14 protein-coding genes and 1 tRNA gene are annotated in these 18,175 nt (G+C 61.5%); all 15 read right to left on the bottom strand.

The genetic code is table 11. The features are described from left to right. A partial coding sequence (locus HWX08_RS34080; RefSeq protein WP_032127001.1) for a GTP-binding protein occupies positions 1 to 105 on the bottom strand: 105 nt, incomplete at its 3' end. Between the two features lie 42 nt (positions 106 to 147). Continuing rightward, entirely contained in the window at positions 148 to 2,250 is a 2,103-nt protein-coding gene (fusA, locus tag HWX08_RS34075) for an elongation factor G (RefSeq protein ID WP_059535572.1), read from the bottom strand. Between the two features lie 122 nt (positions 2,251 to 2,372). Further along, the gene (gene rpsG, locus HWX08_RS34070; RefSeq protein ID WP_006477195.1) at positions 2,373 to 2,843 is read right to left on the bottom strand and encodes a 30S ribosomal protein S7; all 471 of its coding nucleotides are present in this window, start codon (positions 2,841 to 2,843) and stop codon (positions 2,373 to 2,375) included. Positions 2,844 to 3,015: 172 nt separating this feature from the next. Then, positions 3,016 to 3,396 (bottom strand): 30S ribosomal protein S12, encoded by a 381-nt coding sequence (gene rpsL / locus HWX08_RS34065; protein WP_006400662.1) that lies wholly within the window; start codon positions 3,394 to 3,396, stop codon positions 3,016 to 3,018. Positions 3,397 to 3,624: 228 nt separating this feature from the next. Continuing rightward, positions 3,625 to 5,472, bottom strand: coding sequence for a DNA helicase RecQ (gene recQ / locus HWX08_RS34060; protein ID WP_069255529.1), 1,848 nt, complete (start codon positions 5,470 to 5,472; stop codon positions 3,625 to 3,627). Positions 5,473 to 5,712: 240 nt separating this feature from the next. Continuing rightward, a complete protein-coding gene (gene rpoC, locus HWX08_RS34055) occupies positions 5,713 to 9,957 on the bottom strand; it encodes a DNA-directed RNA polymerase subunit beta' (RefSeq protein WP_069255528.1) in 4,245 nt (1,414 codons plus the stop codon). A gap of 21 nt (positions 9,958 to 9,978) precedes the next feature. Beyond that, positions 9,979 to 14,085: a DNA-directed RNA polymerase subunit beta gene (gene rpoB, locus HWX08_RS34050; RefSeq protein ID WP_069255527.1), complete on the bottom strand. Its 4,107-nt coding sequence runs from the start codon at positions 14,083 to 14,085 to the stop codon at positions 9,979 to 9,981. A gap of 377 nt (positions 14,086 to 14,462) precedes the next feature. Continuing rightward, a complete protein-coding gene (rplL, locus tag HWX08_RS34045) occupies positions 14,463 to 14,837 on the bottom strand; it encodes a 50S ribosomal protein L7/L12 (protein WP_021161757.1) in 375 nt (124 codons plus the stop codon). A gap of 63 nt (positions 14,838 to 14,900) precedes the next feature. Continuing rightward, entirely contained in the window at positions 14,901 to 15,398 is a 498-nt protein-coding gene (gene rplJ, locus HWX08_RS34040) for a 50S ribosomal protein L10 (protein ID WP_021161756.1), read from the bottom strand. 290 nt (positions 15,399 to 15,688) lie between these two features. Further along, entirely contained in the window at positions 15,689 to 16,387 is a 699-nt protein-coding gene (rplA, locus tag HWX08_RS34035) for a 50S ribosomal protein L1 (RefSeq protein WP_006482906.1), read from the bottom strand. Further along, entirely contained in the window at positions 16,388 to 16,819 is a 432-nt protein-coding gene (gene rplK, locus HWX08_RS34030) for a 50S ribosomal protein L11 (protein ID WP_006477201.1), read from the bottom strand. Positions 16,820 to 16,961: 142 nt separating this feature from the next. Beyond that, the gene (nusG, locus tag HWX08_RS34025; RefSeq protein ID WP_006400672.1) at positions 16,962 to 17,519 is read right to left on the bottom strand and encodes a transcription termination/antitermination protein NusG; all 558 of its coding nucleotides are present in this window, start codon (positions 17,517 to 17,519) and stop codon (positions 16,962 to 16,964) included. 1 nt (position 17,520) lies between these two features. After that, the gene (secE, locus tag HWX08_RS34020) at positions 17,521 to 17,901 is read right to left on the bottom strand and encodes a preprotein translocase subunit SecE (protein WP_006482892.1); all 381 of its coding nucleotides are present in this window, start codon (positions 17,899 to 17,901) and stop codon (positions 17,521 to 17,523) included. A gap of 43 nt (positions 17,902 to 17,944) precedes the next feature. Next, a tRNA-Trp gene (locus HWX08_RS34015) sits at positions 17,945 to 18,020 on the bottom strand. 59 nt (positions 18,021 to 18,079) lie between these two features. Beyond that, positions 18,080 to 18,175, bottom strand: a 96-nt coding sequence (locus tag HWX08_RS34010) for an EF-Tu C-terminal domain-related protein (RefSeq protein ID WP_078453405.1), incomplete at its 5' end; no start/stop codon positions are given.

Here is an 18,175-nt window from a genome sequence, read left to right as displayed (position 1 = left end):
AACCGTCGTGATCGCTGCCGTCAGCGTCGTCTTGCCGTGGTCAACGTGACCAATCGTACCAACGTTCACGTGCGGCTTGGTCCGCTCAAATTTACCTTTTGCCATGATTCTCTTCTTTCAAAAAATAATCGATTGGTAGCTTCAGATTTACTTCGACTTCGCGCTGATGATCGCTTCAGCAACGTTGCGCGGAGCTTCAGCGTAGTGCTTGAACTCCATCGTGTACGTTGCACGACCTTGCGTCAGCGAACGCAGCGACGTCGAGTAACCGAACATTTCCGACAGCGGGACTTCGGCGCGAACGATCTTGCCGCCGCCAACCATGTCTTCCATGCCCTGGACGATACCGCGACGGCCCGACAGGTCGCCCATCACGTTGCCCATGTAGTCTTCCGGCGTCTCGACTTCGACAGCCATCATCGGCTCGAGGACGACCGGGTTCGCCTTGCGCATCGCTTCCTTGAACGCCATCGAACCGGCCATGCGGAACGCGTTTTCGTTCGAGTCAACGTCGTGGTACGAACCGAATGTCAGGTGAACCTTCACGTCGACGACCGGGAAGCCAGCCAGCACGCCCGACTTCAGCGTGTCCTGGATACCCTTGTCGACCGCCGGGATGTATTCACGCGGAATCACACCACCCTTGATCTCGTCGAAGAACTCGTAGCCCTTGCCTTGTTCGTTCGGCTCGAGCGTGATGACCGCGTGACCGTACTGGCCGCGACCACCCGACTGCTTGACGAACTTGCCGTCGACGTCCTTCGCCGTCGAACGAATCGTTTCGCGGTACGCAACCTGCGGCTTGCCGACGGTTGCTTCCACACCGAATTCACGCTTCATCCGGTCGACCAGAATTTCGAGGTGGAGCTCGCCCATGCCCGAAATGATGGTCTGGCCCGACTCTTCGTCGGTCTGCACGCGGAACGACGGATCTTCCTGAGCCAGACGGTTCAGTGCGAGACCCATCTTTTCCTGGTCAGCCTTGGTCTTCGGCTCGACAGCCTGCGAAATCACCGGCTCCGGGAACACCATGCGCTCGAGCACGATCGGGTTTGCCGGATCGCACAGCGTGTCGCCGGTGGTCGCTTCCTTCAGGCCGACCGCAGCGGCGATGTCGCCCGCGCGGACTTCCTTGATTTCTTCACGCTGGTTCGCGTGCATCTGCAGAATACGGCCGAGGCGTTCCTTCTTGCCCTTGGTCGAGTTCAGCAGCGTGTCGCCCGAGTTGACGACGCCCGAGTAAACGCGGAAGAAGATCAGCTGGCCGACGAACGGGTCGGTCATGATCTTGAACGCGAGCGACGAGAACTTCTCGTCGTCCGACGCCTTGCGCTCCGCTTCTTCGCCGTTTTCGAGCTCGCCCTTGACCGGCGGGATGTCGACCGGCGACGGCAGGAAGTCGATCACGGCGTCGAGCATACGCTGCACGCCCTTGTTCTTGAACGCGGTACCGCACAGCATCGGCTGGATTTCGCACGCGATCGTACGGTCGCGCAGCGCCTTGACGATGTCGGCTTCCGGCAGATCGCCTTCTTCCAGGTACTTGTTCATCAGGTCTTCGCTGGCTTCAGCAGCCACTTCGACCATCTTCTCGCGCCATTCCTTGCAGGTCTCTGCGAGCTCGGCCGGGATGTCGACGTAGTCGAACTTCGTGCCTTGCGACGCTTCGTCCCAAATGATCGCCTTCATCTTGATCAGGTCGACCACGCCCTTGAAGTTTTCTTCCGAGCCGATCGGCACCACGACCGGAACCGGGTTCGCCTTCAGGCGCAGACGGAGCTGGTCGTAGACCTTGAAGAAGTTCGCGCCGGTACGGTCCATCTTGTTGACGAACGCGAGACGCGGCACCTTGTACTTGTTCGCCTGGCGCCACACCGTTTCCGACTGCGGCTGCACGCCGCCCACTGCGCAGTACACCATGCATGCGCCGTCGAGCACGCGCATCGAACGTTCCACTTCGATCGTGAAGTCGACGTGGCCCGGGGTGTCGATGATGTTGATGCGGTGTTCCGGATAGTTGCCGCCCATGCCCTTCCAGAAGGCCGTGGTGGCAGCGGACGTGATCGTGATGCCACGCTCTTGTTCCTGCTCCATCCAGTCCATCGTGGCTGCGCCATCGTGGACTTCACCGATCTTGTGGTTCACACCGGTGTAAAACAGAATGCGCTCGGTCGTCGTCGTCTTGCCGGCGTCGATGTGAGCGCTAATACCGATATTGCGGTAGCGCTCGATAGGAGTCTTGCGAGCCACTTTGATCCTCTACTGGGATGACACGATGCAGCGTTGCTGCATCGTGCTTCAACACAAACGGGCGAGGCGCCTGAAAAGCGCACCCGCCCGGAATTTATTTCCGCTAAAGCCCAGCCAGGCGCTTAGAAACGGAAATGCGAGAACGCGCGGTTGGCTTCCGCCATGCGGTGAACTTCGTCGCGCTTCTTCATCGCGCCGCCACGGCCTTCGGCCGCTTCGGAGAGTTCACCTGCCAGGCGCAGAGCCATCGACTTCTCGCTACGCTTCTTCGCAGCCTCACGCAGCCAGCGCATCGCCAATGCCATACGACGCGACGGGCGCACTTCGACCGGAACTTGATAGTTGGCACCACCAACGCGGCGGCTCTTCACTTCGACCACCGGCTTGACGTTGTTGAGCGCAACCGTGAACACTTCCAGCGGGTCCTTGCCACCCTTGGTCTGGATCTGTTCGAATGCGCCATAAACGATGCGTTCTGCGACCGACTTCTTGCCGGACAGCATCAGCATGTTCATGAACTTGGCTACATCAACGTTGCCGAACTTCGGATCCGGCAACACTTCCCGCTTGGGGACTTCGCGACGACGCGGCATGATTCTTCCTTTACTTGTTCAGTTGGAGCTGATTCCAGCTCCGCGGCCACCAACAAACCCGATCACATCTTCACGACTAACCAGCTTGGCCGGGTGACCACTTACTCGACAGCACCGGCAATCCGGCACTCCCGCCTCGACCGCCCTGCGGCGATCCCTGATCAAAAACTGCTTACTTGGCAGCCTTTGCACGCTTCGCGCCGTACTTCGAGCGCGCTTGCTTACGGTCCTTGACGCCCTGGGTATCCAGCGAGCCGCGAACCATGTGGTAACGCACACCCGGCAAGTCCTTCACACGGCCGCCGCGGATCAGCACAACCGAGTGTTCCTGCAGGTTGTGGCCTTCACCGCCGATGTACGAAATCACTTCGAAGCCGTTCGTCAGACGAACCTTGGCGACCTTACGGAGTGCCGAGTTCGGCTTCTTCGGCGTCGTCGTGTACACACGGGTGCACACGCCGCGACGCTGGGGGCAGTCCTGCAGGGCCGGGCTCTTGCTCTTCGTCGTTTCCGACTGACGGCCTTTGCGAACCAGTTGGTTGATGGTTGGCATTGTTTATTCCTGAAATTGAACAAAATCTGCGCATCGATTTCGGGCAAAGCGAGAATCGGCGCACAGTTGACTTCCGAACCGGCGAATTGGACGCGAACCTTCGAACGCGACTCGGCCCGCCGAATACCGGAACCCAACATCATATTCCGGAAATACCAACGAAGTCAACGGCTTGCGTGATTCACCGGCGGGGCCGCGCGGTTCCTCGGAAGGGTCGGAGCATCCGTGTCACGCCGATTCGATGACGTCGATGATCTCGTCGCCGAAGCGCTCGAGCTTGCGCACGCCCATGCCGGGGATGTGGCGCAGGTCCTCGATCGTCTCCGGCGCGTTGCGCGCGATTTCGGCGAGTGTCGCATCGTGGAAGATCACGTAGGCTGGCACGCCGTCCGTCTTCGCGGTTTCCGCGCGCCACGCGCGCAGCGCATCCCATCGTGCGCGCTCGCGCGTGCCCATGCCGGCCGTCGGATCGACGCGCGTGCCGCTGCGGCTCGACGATTGCCGCGTGCGCTGCGGCTTCACGTAGCGGCGCAGCGTGACCTTCTCCTCGTTCTTCAGCACGGGCTTCGCGGCTTCGGTCAGCATGAGCGCGCCGAAGCCGCCGTGATCGACCGCCAGGTAGCCGTATGCGACGAGCTGCCGGAAAATCGCGCGCCACTCGGGCTCGGACAGCGACGCGCCGATCCCGAACGTCGTGAGCTTGTCGTGGCCGCGCTGCAACACCTTCTCGGTGCGCCCGCCGCGCAGGATCTCGATCAGGTGGCTCGAGCCGAAGTTGAACCCGCTCGCACGCTGCGCGCGGAACACGCACGACAGCGCCATCTGCGCCTCGCGCGTCGCGTCCCACGAATCGGGCGGCTCGAGGCACGTGTCGCAGTTGCCGCACGGCTGGCTCGCCTCGCCGAAGTAGTTCAGCAGCCGCACACGGCGGCACGAGATCGTCTCGCACAGCCCGAGCAGCGCGTCGAGCTTCGACGTCTGCACGCGCTTGTGCGCGTCGTCGGCGTCGGACTCGTCGATCATCTTGCGCTGCTGGACGACGTCGCCGAGCCCGTACGCCATCCACGCGTTCGCGGGCATCCCGTCGCGGCCGGCGCGGCCCGTTTCCTGGTAATAGCCTTCGACGCTCTTCGGCAGGTCCAGGTGCGCGACGAAACGCACGTCCGGCTTGTCGATGCCCATGCCGAACGCGATCGTCGCGCACATCACGATGCCCTCCTCGCGCTGGAACATCTCCTGATGCTTCTGCCGCACCTCGAACTCCATCCCCGCGTGATACGGCAGCGCGCGCACGCCCTGCGCCTTCAGCCACTCGGCCGTTTCCTCGACCTTGCGGCGCGACAGGCAGTAGACGACGCCCGCGTCCGTCGTGCCGTCGGGATTCGTGTGCTCGGCGCGGATGAAATCGAGCAGCTGCGAACGCGCGTTGTCCTTCTCGACGATCCGGTATCGGATGTTCGGGCGGTCGAAGCTCGACACGAACACGCGTGCATCGTCGAGCGCGAGGCGGTGGATGATCTCGTCGCGCGTGATCGCGTCTGCCGTGGCGGTCAGCGCGATGCGCGGCACCGACGGGAACCGTTCGTGCAGCACCGACAGCTGGATGTATTCCGGACGGAAATCATGCCCCCATTGCGACACGCAGTGCGCTTCGTCGATCGCGAACAGGCCGATCTTCGCGCGCTCGAGCAGATCGAGGAAGCGCCCCGTCATCAGCCGTTCCGGCGCGACGTACAGCAGGTCGATTTCGCCTTCGCGCAGCGCACGCTCGGTGGCCGCGGCTTCGGCACCCGACAGCGTCGAATTCAGGTATGCCGCGCGCACGCCCACTTCGCTCAGTGCGGCGACCTGGTCCTGCATCAGCGCGATCAGCGGCGACACGACGATGCCGGCACCCTGCCCGGCCTCGCGGCGCAGCAGTGCGGGAATCTGATAGCACAGCGACTTGCCGCCGCCGGTCGGCATCAGCACGAGGCAATCGCCGCCGCCGGCGACGTGCTCGACGATCTCACCCTGCTGGCCGCGAAAGGCGGGATAACCAAATACTTCGTCGAGGATTTCGAGGGCGCGGGACATGAATGAGGGCAGGCGGCTAGACAGTGACCGCAATTTTAACAACCCGCTCGCGCGACGCGCGGCGAATCGTACGGTTTTGGCCGATCGGCCAGGGTTCGTTCGCGTGGATGACGGGCCCCATCGGTACTGCGCAGGCGCGTCGTGCACGTGAACGACAGATGAAAAAAAACCGCCCGGCAAAACCGGGCGGTTTCGGTGACAGCTATGACAGCAAGGCAACGCGGCTCGCGCCGCCCGCACTTACTCGGCCGTCGGGTGTTGCTGCGGCTCTTCTGCCGGCGCGCTCGGCGTGCCGAAGTCGAATGCCTCTTCCGCTGCGATCTGGTCGAAACGCTCGCGATCCGACGATTCCTTCGCCTTGCGTGCCTTGTGGAACGCGAGACCCGTACCGGCCGGAATCAGACGGCCGACGATCACGTTTTCCTTCAGACCGCGCAGATCGTCGCGCTTGCCCATGATCGCCGCTTCGGTCAGCACGCGGGTCGTTTCCTGGAACGATGCCGCGGAGATGAACGAGTCGGTCGACAGCGATGCCTTCGTGATACCGAGCAGCACGTTGTCGTACGAAGCCGGGCGCTTGCCCTCGGCGATCATGCGATCGTTCTCGTCCAGCATGTCGGAACGCTCGACCTGTTCGCCCGGGATGAAGCGCGTATCGCCGTTGTCGGTGATCTGCACACGACGCAGCATCTGGCGAACGATCACCTCGATGTGCTTGTCGTTGATCTTCACGCCCTGCAGACGATACACGTCCTGCACTTCGTCGACGATGTAGCGCGACAGCGCCTCGATACCCTGCAGACGCAGGATGTCGTGCGGATCGGCCGGACCGTCCACGATCATTTCGCCCTTGTTGACGACCTGGGCATCGTGAACCAGAACCTGCTTTTCCTTCGCGATCAGGAACTCGTGCTGATTGCCCTCGAGGTCCGTGATGACGAGACGCTGCTTGCCCTTCGTGTCCTTACCGAACGACGTCGTACCGGTGACTTCCGCGAGAATGCCGGCATCCTTCGGCGAACGCGCTTCGAACAGTTCCGCCACCCGCGGCAGACCGCCGGTAATGTCACGCGTCTTCTGCGCTTCCGTCGGGATACGTGCGAGCACTTCACCGACCTGCACCTGCTGGCCATCCTTCACGGTGATCAGTGCGCCGACCTGGAAGCCGATCTGCACTGCGTGCTCCGTGCCCGGAATCTTCACCTCCTCGCCGTTCGCGTCGAGCAGCTTGACCTGCGGACGCACGCTCTTCGAAGCCTGCGAGCCACGACGCTTCACGTCGATCACGACCAGCGTCGACAGGCCGGTCACGTCGTCGATCTGCTTCGCAACGGTCACGCCTTCCTCGACGTTCTCGAACTTCACCGTACCACCGTACTCGGTGATGATCGGACGCGTCAGCGGATCCCACGTGGCGAGCTGCGTGCCTGCCTTGATCGTCGCGCCGTCGAGCTGCAGCAACGTCGCGCCGTACGGCACTTTGTGACGCTCGCGCTCGCGACCGAAATCGTCGGTGATCATCGCTTCGCCCGAACGGGAAATGACGATCTGCTCGCCCTTCGCGTTCGTGACGTAGCGCATCGTCGCCGTGAAGCGGACGATACCGTTGCTCTTCGCTTCGACCGACGAAGCCACTGCCGCACGCGATGCCGCACCACCGATGTGGAACGTACGCATCGTCAGCTGCGTGCCCGGTTCACCGATCGACTGCGCAGCGATCACGCCGACTGCTTCGCCGACGTTCACGAGCGAGCCGCGGCCGAGGTCGCGGCCGTAGCAGGCCGCGCACAGACCGTAACGCGTTTCGCAGGTCAGCGGCGTGCGCACGCGCACTTCGTCGATGCCGAGGCGTTCGATTTCCTCGACCGCCGTTTCGTCGAGCAGCGTGCCCGATTCGTACACCGTTTCCTGCGTTTCCGGGTTCACGACGTCCGCGACCGCAACGCGGCCGAGGATACGGTCACGCAGCGCTTCGACGACTTCACCGCCTTCGACGAGTGCCTTCATCGCCACGCCGTTCGACGTGCCGCAATCGTCTTCCACCACGACCAGATCCTGCGTGACGTCAACGAGACGACGCGTCAGGTAACCCGAGTTCGCGGTCTTCAGTGCCGTATCAGCCAGACCCTTACGTGCACCGTGGGTCGAGATGAAGTATTGCAACACGTTCAGACCTTCGCGGAAGTTCGCGGTAATCGGCGTCTCGATAATCGAGCCGTCCGGCTTCGCCATCAGGCCACGCATACCGGCCAGCTGACGAATCTGAACCGCCGAACCCCGGGCGCCCGAGTCGGCCATCATGTAGATCGAGTTGAACGATTCCTGGCGCGTCTCGTTGCCGTCGCGGTCCGTCACCGGCTCCGTCGACAGTTGCTCCATCATCGCCTTGCCGACCGCTTCCGACGTTGCCGACCAGATGTCGACCACGTTGTTGTAGCGTTCCTGCGCGGTGACGAGACCCGACATGTACTGGCGGTCGTACTCCTTCACCTTCTTCGCGGCGTCGCCGACGATCGTTTCCTTCTGCGGCGGCACGAGCATGTCGTCCACGCAGATCGAAATACCGGCGCGCGTCGCGAGACGGAAACCCGACTGCATCAGTTGGTCGGCGAACACCACCGTCGCGCGCAGACCGCACTTGCGGAACGCCGTGTTGATCAGGCGCGAGATTTCCTTCTTCTTCAGCGGCTTGTTCAGCACCGAGAACGGCAGCCCGTGCGGCAGGATCTCCGACAGGATCGCGCGGCCGACGGTCGTCGCGTACAGCGTGATCTTCGGCACGAACGGCGGTGCGCCTTCCGACGTGTCCTCGTTGTGGACCATTTCGGTGATCCGCACGTTGACGCGCGAGGCCAGCTCGACTTCCTTGTTCTCGTACGCGCGGATCACTTCCGACACGCCCGTGAACGACAGGCCTTCGCCCTTGGCGTTGACCGCTTCGCGGGTCGCGTAGTACAGACCCAGCACGATATCCTGCGACGGCACGATCGACGGATCGCCGTTGGCCGGGAACAGCACGTTGTTCGACGCCAGCATCAGCGTGCGCGCTTCCATCTGCGCTTCGAGCGACAGCGGCACGTGAACGGCCATCTGGTCACCGTCGAAGTCGGCGTTGAACGCCGCGCAGACGAGCGGGTGCAGCTGAATCGCCTTGCCTTCGATCAGCACCGGCTCGAAAGCCTGGATACCGAGACGGTGCAGCGTCGGCGCACGGTTCAGCATCACCGGGTGCTCGCGGATCACCTCTTCGAGGATGTCCCACACCACCGGCGTCTGGTTCTCGACTTCCTTCTTCGCAGCCTTGATGGTCGTCGCGACGCCCATCACTTCCAGCTTGTTGAAGATGAACGGCTTGAACAGTTCGAGCGCCATCAGCTTCGGCAGACCGCACTGGTGCAGCTTCAGCGTCGGGCCGACCACGATGACCGAACGGCCCGAGTAGTCGACGCGCTTGCCCAGCAGGTTCTGACGGAAACGACCGCCCTTACCCTTGATCATGTCGGCGAGCGACTTCAGCGGACGCTTGTTCGCGCCCGTCATCGCCTTGCCGCGACGACCGTTGTCGAGCAGCGAGTCGACGGCTTCCTGCAGCATCCGCTTTTCGTTGCGGACGATGATTTCAGGCGCCTTCAGCTCGAGCAGACGCTTCAACCGGTTGTTACGGTTGATCACGCGGCGATACAGGTCGTTCAGGTCCGACGTCGCGAAACGGCCGCCGTCCAGCGGCACGAGCGGACGCAACTCCGGCGGCAGCACCGGCAGCACTTCGAGGATCATCCACTCGGGCTTGATGCCCGAACGCTGGAATGCCTCGAGGACCTTCAGGCGCTTCGCGTACTTCTTGATCTTCGCTTCCGAGCCGGTGTTCTTCAGCTCGGTGCGCAGCGTCTCGACCTGCTCGTCGATGTTGATCGCGCGCAGCAGTTCACGCACGCCTTCCGCGCCCATTTCGGCACGGAACTCGTCGCCGTATTCCTCGACCTTGTTGTAGTAATCCTCTTCGGTCATGATCTGCCGCGCCTTCAGCGGCGTCATCCCCGGTTCGATCACCACGTAGGCTTCGAAGTACAGCACGCGTTCGATGTCGCGCAGCGTCATGTCGAGCACCATGCCCAGACGCGACGGCAGCGACTTCAGGAACCAGATGTGCGCGACCGGCGAGGCCAGTTCGATGTGGCCCATCCGTTCGCGACGCACCTTCGCCAGCGTCACTTCGACGCCGCACTTCTCGCAGATCACGCCGCGGTGCTTCAGACGCTTGTACTTGCCGCACAGGCACTCGTAGTCCTTGATCGGCCCGAAGATCTTCGCGCAGAAGAGACCATCGCGTTCCGGCTTGAACGTACGGTAGTTGATGGTCTCCGGCTTCTTCACTTCACCGAACGACCACGAACGGATCTTGTCGGGCGAAGCCAGACCGATCTTGATCGCGTCGAAAACTTCTTCCTGTTGGACTTGCTTGAATAGATCGAGCAGAGCTTTCATTGCCTTCTCTCCGTAGTCCGATTAATTGCGGTCGAGATCGATATCGATACCGAGCGAGCGGATTTCCTTCACGAGCACGTTGAAGGATTCCGGCATGCCTGCATCGATCACGTGATCGCCCTTGACGAGGTTTTCGTACACCTTCGTCCGGCCGGTCACGTCGTCCGACTTCACCGTCAGCATTTCCTGCAGCACGTAGGACGCGCCGTACGCTTCGAGTGCCCACACTTCCATTTCACCGAAACGCTGGCCACCGAACTGCGCCTTACCACCCAGCGGCTGCTGCGTGACGAGCGAGTACGGGCCGGTCGAACGCGCGTGCATCTTGTCGTCGACCAAGTGGTGCAGCTTCAGGTAGTGCATGTAGCCGAGCGTCACGCGACGTTCGAACATTTCACCCGTGCGGCCGTCGTACAGACGGACCTGGTTCTTCGACGGGTTCATGCCGAGCTGTTCGGCGATGTCGTCCGGGAACGCGAGGTCGAGCATCTTGCCCATTTCTTCCTCGGTCGCACCGTCGAACACCGGCGTCGCGAACGGCACGCCTTCGCGCAGGTTCTTCGCGAGTTCGAGGATCTCTTCGTCGGTGAAGCTTTCCAGATCTTCCTTGCGGCCCGAGTCGTTGTAGATCTTCGTCAGGAACACGCGCAGTTCCTCGATCTTCGCCTGACGCTGCAGCATTTCGCCGATACGCCAGCCGAGGCCCTTCGCGGCCCAGCCGAGGTGCACTTCCAGAACCTGACCCACGTTCATCCGCGACGGGACGCCCAGCGGGTTCAGCACGACGTCTGCCGGACGGCCATCGGCCATGTACGGCATGTCTTCGATCGGGACGATCTTCGACACGACACCCTTGTTACCGTGACGGCCCGCCATCTTGTCGCCAGGCTGCAGGCGACGCTTGACCGCGAGGTACACCTTGACCATCTTCAGCACGCCCGGCGGCAGTTCGTCGCCTTGCGTGAGCTTCTTGCGCTTCTCTTCGAACGCGAGGTCGAACTGGTGACGCTTTTCTTCGATCGAGTTCTTGATCGCTTCGAGCTGCGCCGCTGCTTCGTCGTCCGCGAGGCGGATGTCGAACCAGTGGTAGTGGTCGAGGTCTTCCAGGTAAGCCTGGTCGATCTTCGTGCCCTTCGCGAGCTTCTTCGGACCGCCGTTCGCGACCTTGCCCACCAGCATGCGTGCGAGACGCTGGAACGCGTCGCCTTCCACGATGCGCAGCTGGTCGTTCAGGTCGAGACGGTAGCGCTTCAGTTCGTCGTCGATGATCTGTTGCGCGCGCTTGTCGCGCTGGATGCCTTCACGCGTGAACACCTGGACGTCGATCACGGTGCCGCTCATGCCCGACGGCACGCGCAGCGACGTGTCCTTCACGTCCGAAGCCTTCTCGCCGAAGATCGCACGCAGCAGCTTCTCTTCCGGCGTCAGCTGGGTCTCGCCCTTCGGCGTGACCTTGCCGACCAGCACGTCGCCCGCTTCGACTTCAGCACCGATGTACACGATGCCCGATTCGTCGAGACGGCCGAGCTGGACTTCCGCCAGGTTCGAGATGTCGCGCGTGATTTCTTCCGGCCCGAGCTTCGTGTCGCGTGCAACGACGTTCAGCTCTTCGATGTGGATCGACGTGTAGCGATCGTCGGCCACGACCTTCTCCGAGATCAGGATCGAATCCTCGAAGTTGTAGCCGTTCCACGGCATGAACGCGATCAGCATGTTCTGGCCGAGCGCGAGCTCGCCCAGGTCCGTCGACGCGCCGTCGGCCAGCACGTCGCCGCGCGAGACCTTGTCGCCCATCTTCACGATCGGACGCTGGTTGATGTTCGTGTTCTGGTTCGAACGCGTGTACTTGATCAGGTTGTAGATGTCGACACCGACTTCACCCGCGACCGCTTCGTCGTCGTTCACGCGAATCACGATACGGCCTGCATCGACGTAGTCGACGACGCCGCCGCGGAACGCCTGAACCGTCGTACCCGAGTCGACCGCGCAGGTGCGCTCGATGCCCGTACCGACGACCGGCTTTTCCGGACGCAGACACGGCACGGCCTGACGCTGCATGTTCGAACCCATCAGTGCACGGTTCGCGTCATCGTGCTCGAGGAACGGAATCAGCGATGCTGCCACCGACACGATCTGCGACGGCGCGACGTCCATGTACTGGATACGGTCCGGCGTGACCATCATCGTTTCGCCGGCTTCGCGCGACGACACGAGTTCGTCGATCAGCTGGCCGTTCTCGTCGATCGCGGCGTTCGCCTGAGCGATCATGTAGCGGCCTTCCTCGATCGCCGACAGGTAGTCGATCTGGTCGGTCACCTTGCCGTCCACGACCTTGCGGTACGGCGTCTCGAGGAAGCCGTACTCGTTCAGGTGCGCGTACAGTGCGAGCGAGTTGATCAGGCCGATGTTCGGACCTTCCGGCGTTTCGATCGGGCACACGCGGCCATAGTGGGTCGGGTGCACGTCACGCACTTCGAAGCCTGCGCGCTCACGCGTCAGACCGCCCGGGCCCAGTGCGGAAACACGGCGCTTGTGCGTGATTTCCGACAGCGGGTTGGTCTGGTCCATGAACTGCGACAGCTGCGACGAACCGAAGAACTCGCGGATCGCCGACGAAATCGGCTTCGAGTTGATCAGGTCGTGCGGCATCAGGTTTTCGCTTTCGGCCTGGCCGAGGCGTTCCTTGACCGCGCGCTCGACACGCACGAGACCTGCGCGGAACTGATTTTCCGCCAGTTCGCCGACGCAACGCACGCGACGGTTGCCGAGGTGGTCGATGTCGTCCACTTCGCCCTTGCCGTTGCGCAGCTCGACGAGGATCTTGATCGTCGCGAGGATGTCGTCGTCCTGCAGCGTCATCGGGCCGGTGATCTCGTCACGGCTGACGCGGCGGTTGAACTTCATGCGGCCGACCTTCGACAGGTCGTACGCTTCTTCGCTGTAGAACAGACGGTTGAACAGTGCCTCGACCGCTTCTTCGGTCGGCGGCTCGCCCGGACGCATCATGCGATAGATCGCGATGCGCGCGGCCGTCTTGTCGGTCGTTTCGTCGACACGCAGCGTCGACGAGATGTACGGGCCCTGGTCCAGGTCGTTCGTGTAGAGCGTCTGGATGTCCTTGATACCCGCTTCGCGCAGCTTCTCGAGCACGCTTTCCGTGACTTCGTCGTTCGCGCTCGCGATCACTTCGCCGGTGTCGCCGTCGACGACGTTCTTCGCCAGCACGCGGCCGAGCAGATAGTCTTCCGGCACCGAGATGAACTTGGTCTTCGCGGCTTCGAGGTCGCGAATGTGCTTCGCGTTGATCCGCTTGTCCTTCTGGACGATGACCTTGCCATCACGATCCGTGATGTCGAAACGCGCGACTTCACCACGCAGGCGCTCGGGCACGAACTCGAGTTGCGCGCCTTCGTCCATCAGCGTGAAGTTGTCGAACACGAAGAAGTTCGCGAGGATCTGTTCCGGCGTCAGGCCGATGGCCTTCAGCAGAATCGTGACCGGCATCTTGCGACGACGGTCGACGCGGAAGTACAGGATGTCCTTCGGATCGAATTCGAAGTCGAGCCACGAGCCGCGGTACGGAATGATCCGTGCCGAGAACAGCAGCTTGCCCGAGCTGTGCGTCTTGCCCTTGTCGTGTTCGAAGAACACGCCCGGCGAACGGTGCAGCTGCGAGACGATGACACGCTCGGTGCCGTTGATGACGAACGAGCCCGTCGGTGTCATGAGCGGAATTTCGCCCATGTACACTTCCTGCTCCTTCACTTCCTTGACGACCGGCTTGTTCGGCGATTCCTTGTCGAGAATGACGAGGCGGACCTTCGCGCGCAGCGCGGAGCAGTACGTCAGGCCGCGCTGCTGGCATTCCTTGATGTTGAATGCCGGCGCGGACAACGCATAGCTCACGAACTCGAGACGTGCGAAACCGTTGTGCGAAACAATGGGAAATACCGATGTGAACGCGGCCTGCAAACCTTCAGGCTTGCGTTGCGTGGCCGGCACATCGGCTTGCAGAAACGTGCTGAATGATTCAAGCTGGGTAGCCAGCAAGAAAGGAACCTGGTGAACGATGGGGCGCTTCGCGAAACTCTTGCGAATGCGCTTCTTCTCGGTGAAGGAATATTGCATACGATCTCCGAATCACGGCGGGTGCTATCGAGGCGGAATACCTGGACGTTTCAAACCCGAGTGTTCACCGACTGAGACCCGATGGCCGTCCGACGGCTTGAACGAGCCGAGAAGCTTGGTGGTTGGCCGCTACCAACCGCTGGCTGACGGCAGCGGATGCCTGTGTTGCCCGCTACCCGACCAAACTTGCCTTCTGCAGTCGCTTCAGAAGACAAAGAGAACCGCCATTCGTGACCAACGGCAACGATCAGGCGGTTTTCTTTGGCTTCTGGGGCCAATTATTCGGGCTCCCGAATGAGTGCCAGAATAACGTCCCCACAAAGCACAAAAAGGCCGGCGGTGAAAATACCGCCAGCCTTCGCACAGCGCGCCGAAACTTACTTGACTTCGACCTTCGCGCCAGCTTCTTCCAGCTTCTTCTTGGCTTCTTCAGCAGCAGCCTTGTCGACGCCTTCCTTGACAGCCTTCGGTGCGCCGTCAACGACGTCCTTCGCTTCCTTCAGGCCCAGGCCCGTCAGTTCGCGAACTGCCTTGATGACTGCAACCTTGTTGCTGCCTGCTTCAGCCAGAACGACCGTGAATTCGGTCTTCTCTTCTGCTGCAGCAGCTGCGCCGCCGCCTGCCGGGCCAGCAACTGCCACTGCAGCTGCCGACACGCCAAACTTCTCTTCGAATGCCTTGACCAGTTCGTTCAGTTCCAGAACGGTCATCCCTTCGACTGCTGCCAGGATGTCTTCTTTTGCGATTGCCATTTGAAATACTCCTAAATTGAATTCGGATACAGCCAGCGATCAATGACGCTGATGCACGCTCGATTACGCAGCTTCCGCTTGCTTCTTCTCGGCCAGCGCGGCCAGAGCGCGCGCGAAGCCCGAAACAGGCGATTGCATAACGAACAGCAGCTTCGAGAGCAGTTCTTCGCGGCTCGGGATGCTTGCCAGCGCTTGCACGCCAGCCTTGTCCATCACCTTGCCATCGAACGAACCAGCCTTGATGACCAACTTGTCATTGCTCTTGCTGAAGTCGTTGACGACCTTAGCAGCAGCAATTGCATCTTCCGAGATGCCGTAGATCAACGGGCCAGTCATCTGCTCTGCCAGCGGAGCGAACGGCGTACCTTCAACAGCGCGACGCGCCAGCGTGTTCTTCAACACGCGCAGGTAAACCTGTTGCTCACGCGCTTTCGCGCGCAGCTTGGTCAGATCGCCAACCGCAATTCCACGATACTCAGCCAGCACAACGGTCTGGGCCTTCGCGACTTGCGCGGAAACCTCAGCGACGACGGCTTGCTTGTCTTCTCTATTAAGCGGCACGGTTAGCCTCCAGAAACGATACGTTCGGCACGAAACCTCACGTACCTCGTTCAACAACGGCGTCCGACCTCGTTAGGAGTATTTCCACCTCACGCCGGGAATCGCTTCACGGCCTGCGGCTTCACCACTGCAAAACTTTTTCGGGTTCGCCATCTGCGTTGGCTTGAATTAAGGGACACCCGACTGCTGCGCCCCACCAACGGTCTTTGATAACCGGTTGCCCGCCTTGCCGCACGAACAACCGCCCAAAGCCCATGTAGGCCGCTTCGCGAACGAAGCGGCCCGAATATTTACTGTGCTGCCAGCGTAGCCTGGTCGACACGCACGCCGACGCCCATCGTGCTCGACAGTGCGATCTTGCGCAGGTAGACGCCCTTGCTCGTTGCCGGCTTGGCCTTCTGCAGCGCTTCGATCAGCGCCGACAGGTTCGAACGCAGCGCGGTCGGCTCGAACGATGCACGGCCGATGGTCGCGTGGATGATACCGGCCTTGTCGACACGGAATTGCACCTGACCAGCCTTCGCGTTCTTGACGGCGGTTGCGACGTCCGGCGTGACCGTACCGACCTTCGGGTTCGGCATCAGGCCGCGCGGGCCGAGGATCTGACCGAGCGTACCGACGATACGCATCGTGTCCGGCGAAGCGATCACGATGTCGAAGTCCATCTGGCCAGCCTTGATCTGCTCTGCCAGGTCTTCCATACCGACGATTTCCGCGCCTGCTGCACGCGCTTGTTCAGCCTTCTCGCCTTGCGCGAACACGGCAACGCGAACCGACTTGCCCGTTCCTGCCGGCAGAACGACCGAACCACGAACGACCTGGTCCGACTTCTTCGCATCGATGCCGAGCTGGACTGCGACGTCGATCGACTCGTCGAACTTCGCGCTCGCGCATTCCTTCACGAGGCTCAGTGCGTCTTCGATCGCGTACAGCTTCTGACGATCGACCTTGGCGGCAAATGCCTGACGGCGCTTGGAGATCTTAGCCATTTACACGCCCTCCACAGTGATGCCCATCGAGCGTGCGCTACCAGCGATGGTGCGAACGGCTGCGTCCAGATCAGCTGCCGTAAGGTCCGGCATCTTGGTCTTCGCGATTTCTTCGGCTTGAGCGCGCGTGATCGAACCGACCTTGTCGGTGTGCGGCTTGCTCGAGCCCTTGTCCACCTTCGCCGCCTTCTTGATCAGGACGGTCGCCGGCGGCGTCTTCATCACGAACGTGAAGCTCTTGTCAGCGAATGCCGTGATGACCACCGGCACCGGCAGACCCGGCTCCATGCCTTGAGTCTGCGCGTTGAACGCCTTGCAGAACTCCATGATGTTCAGGCCGCGCTGGCCCAGTGCCGGACCGACCGGCGGCGACGGGTTGGCTTTACCTGCAGGGATCTGCAGCTTGATAAAGCCGATAATCTTCTTTGCCATTTGTGAACCTCATTGGAACGCCGGAGACGGCGTTCGGTGAGTAATAACGCGCGTTCGCCGCTGGCTACTGACGCTCCTCAACGGCCATGACGCGGGCCGTAAGCGCGAAGGTGGGCAGCCGAGGCTGCCCACCGAATCGGGATCAAACTTTTTCGACCTGACCGAACTCGAGTTCGACCGGAGTGGATCGGCCGAAGATGGTGACCGACACACGCACGCGCGATTTTTCGTAGTTGACCTCTTCGACGGTGCCGTTGAAGTCCGTGAACGGGCCTTCCTTGACACGCACCATCTCGCCAACTTCGAACAGGGTCTTCGGGCGCGGCTTTTCGACGCCTTCCTGCATCTGCGACATGATCTTCTCGACTTCCTTCGGGGAAATCGGGGTCGGGCGGTTACGCGCACCACCGACGAAACCGGTGACCTTCGCAGTGTTCTTCACGAGGTGCCACGTTTCGTCCGTCATTTCCATTTCCACCAGCACGTAGCCGGGGAAGAAACGACGCTCGGTCACAGCCTTGTGGCCGCCTTTGACTTCGACCACTTCTTCGGTCGGAACCAGGATCTGACCGAATTTGTCCTGCATGCCGGCACGTTCGATGCGCTCTTGAAGCGCGCGTTGCACGCTCTTCTCCATACCGGAGTAGGCGTGCACGACGTACCATCGCTTTCCGCTCGGGGATGCCGGAGTATCGCTCATATCATTTCCAACCCAGAATCGCCGAGAAAATCACCCATTCGATCGATTTGTCACTCAACCAGAGGAAAATCGCCATCACGAGCACGAAACCGAACACGACGAGTGTGGTTTGCGTTGCTTCCTTGCGGGTGGGCCAAACGACCTTCCGGACTTCCTTGTACGAATCCTTGGCAAAGGCGATGAGGCTCTTGCCAGGTGCGGACATCAGCCCGACGGCCACGCCGGCGATGATACCTACCGCCAACGCGGCACCGCGGACATACCACTGCTGATTGGCCAGCCAGAAGAAGCCCACGAATCCGGCCAAGACCAACAATACGCCCAGGGCCAGCATCAGCTTATCGCCGGAGGTATTTACAGTTTCGACGGATGGATTCGCCATAACACCTTAAAACAAATGCCACGTAGGACACGTGGCTATTTTTTGGCAGGGGCAGAGGGAATCGAACCCCCAACCTTCGGTTTTGGAGACCGACGCTCTGCCAGTTGAGCTATACCCCTAAACCATGTTGGGGCCGGCTGTTGCCAGCCCCAAAACTGTCGATCAACGAATAACTGGCTTACTCGATGATCTTGGCGACGACGCCGGCGCCGACCGTACGGCCGCCTTCGCGGATTGCGAAGCGCAGACCTTCTTCCATCGCGATCGGAGCGAT

This window comes from Burkholderia metallica (assembly GCF_902832845.1).
Taxonomy (GTDB): Bacteria; Pseudomonadota; Gammaproteobacteria; order Burkholderiales; family Burkholderiaceae; genus Burkholderia; species Burkholderia metallica.
Note: the sequence above shows the minus strand (reverse complement) of the source record. Positions and strands in the feature narration are given on the sequence as shown.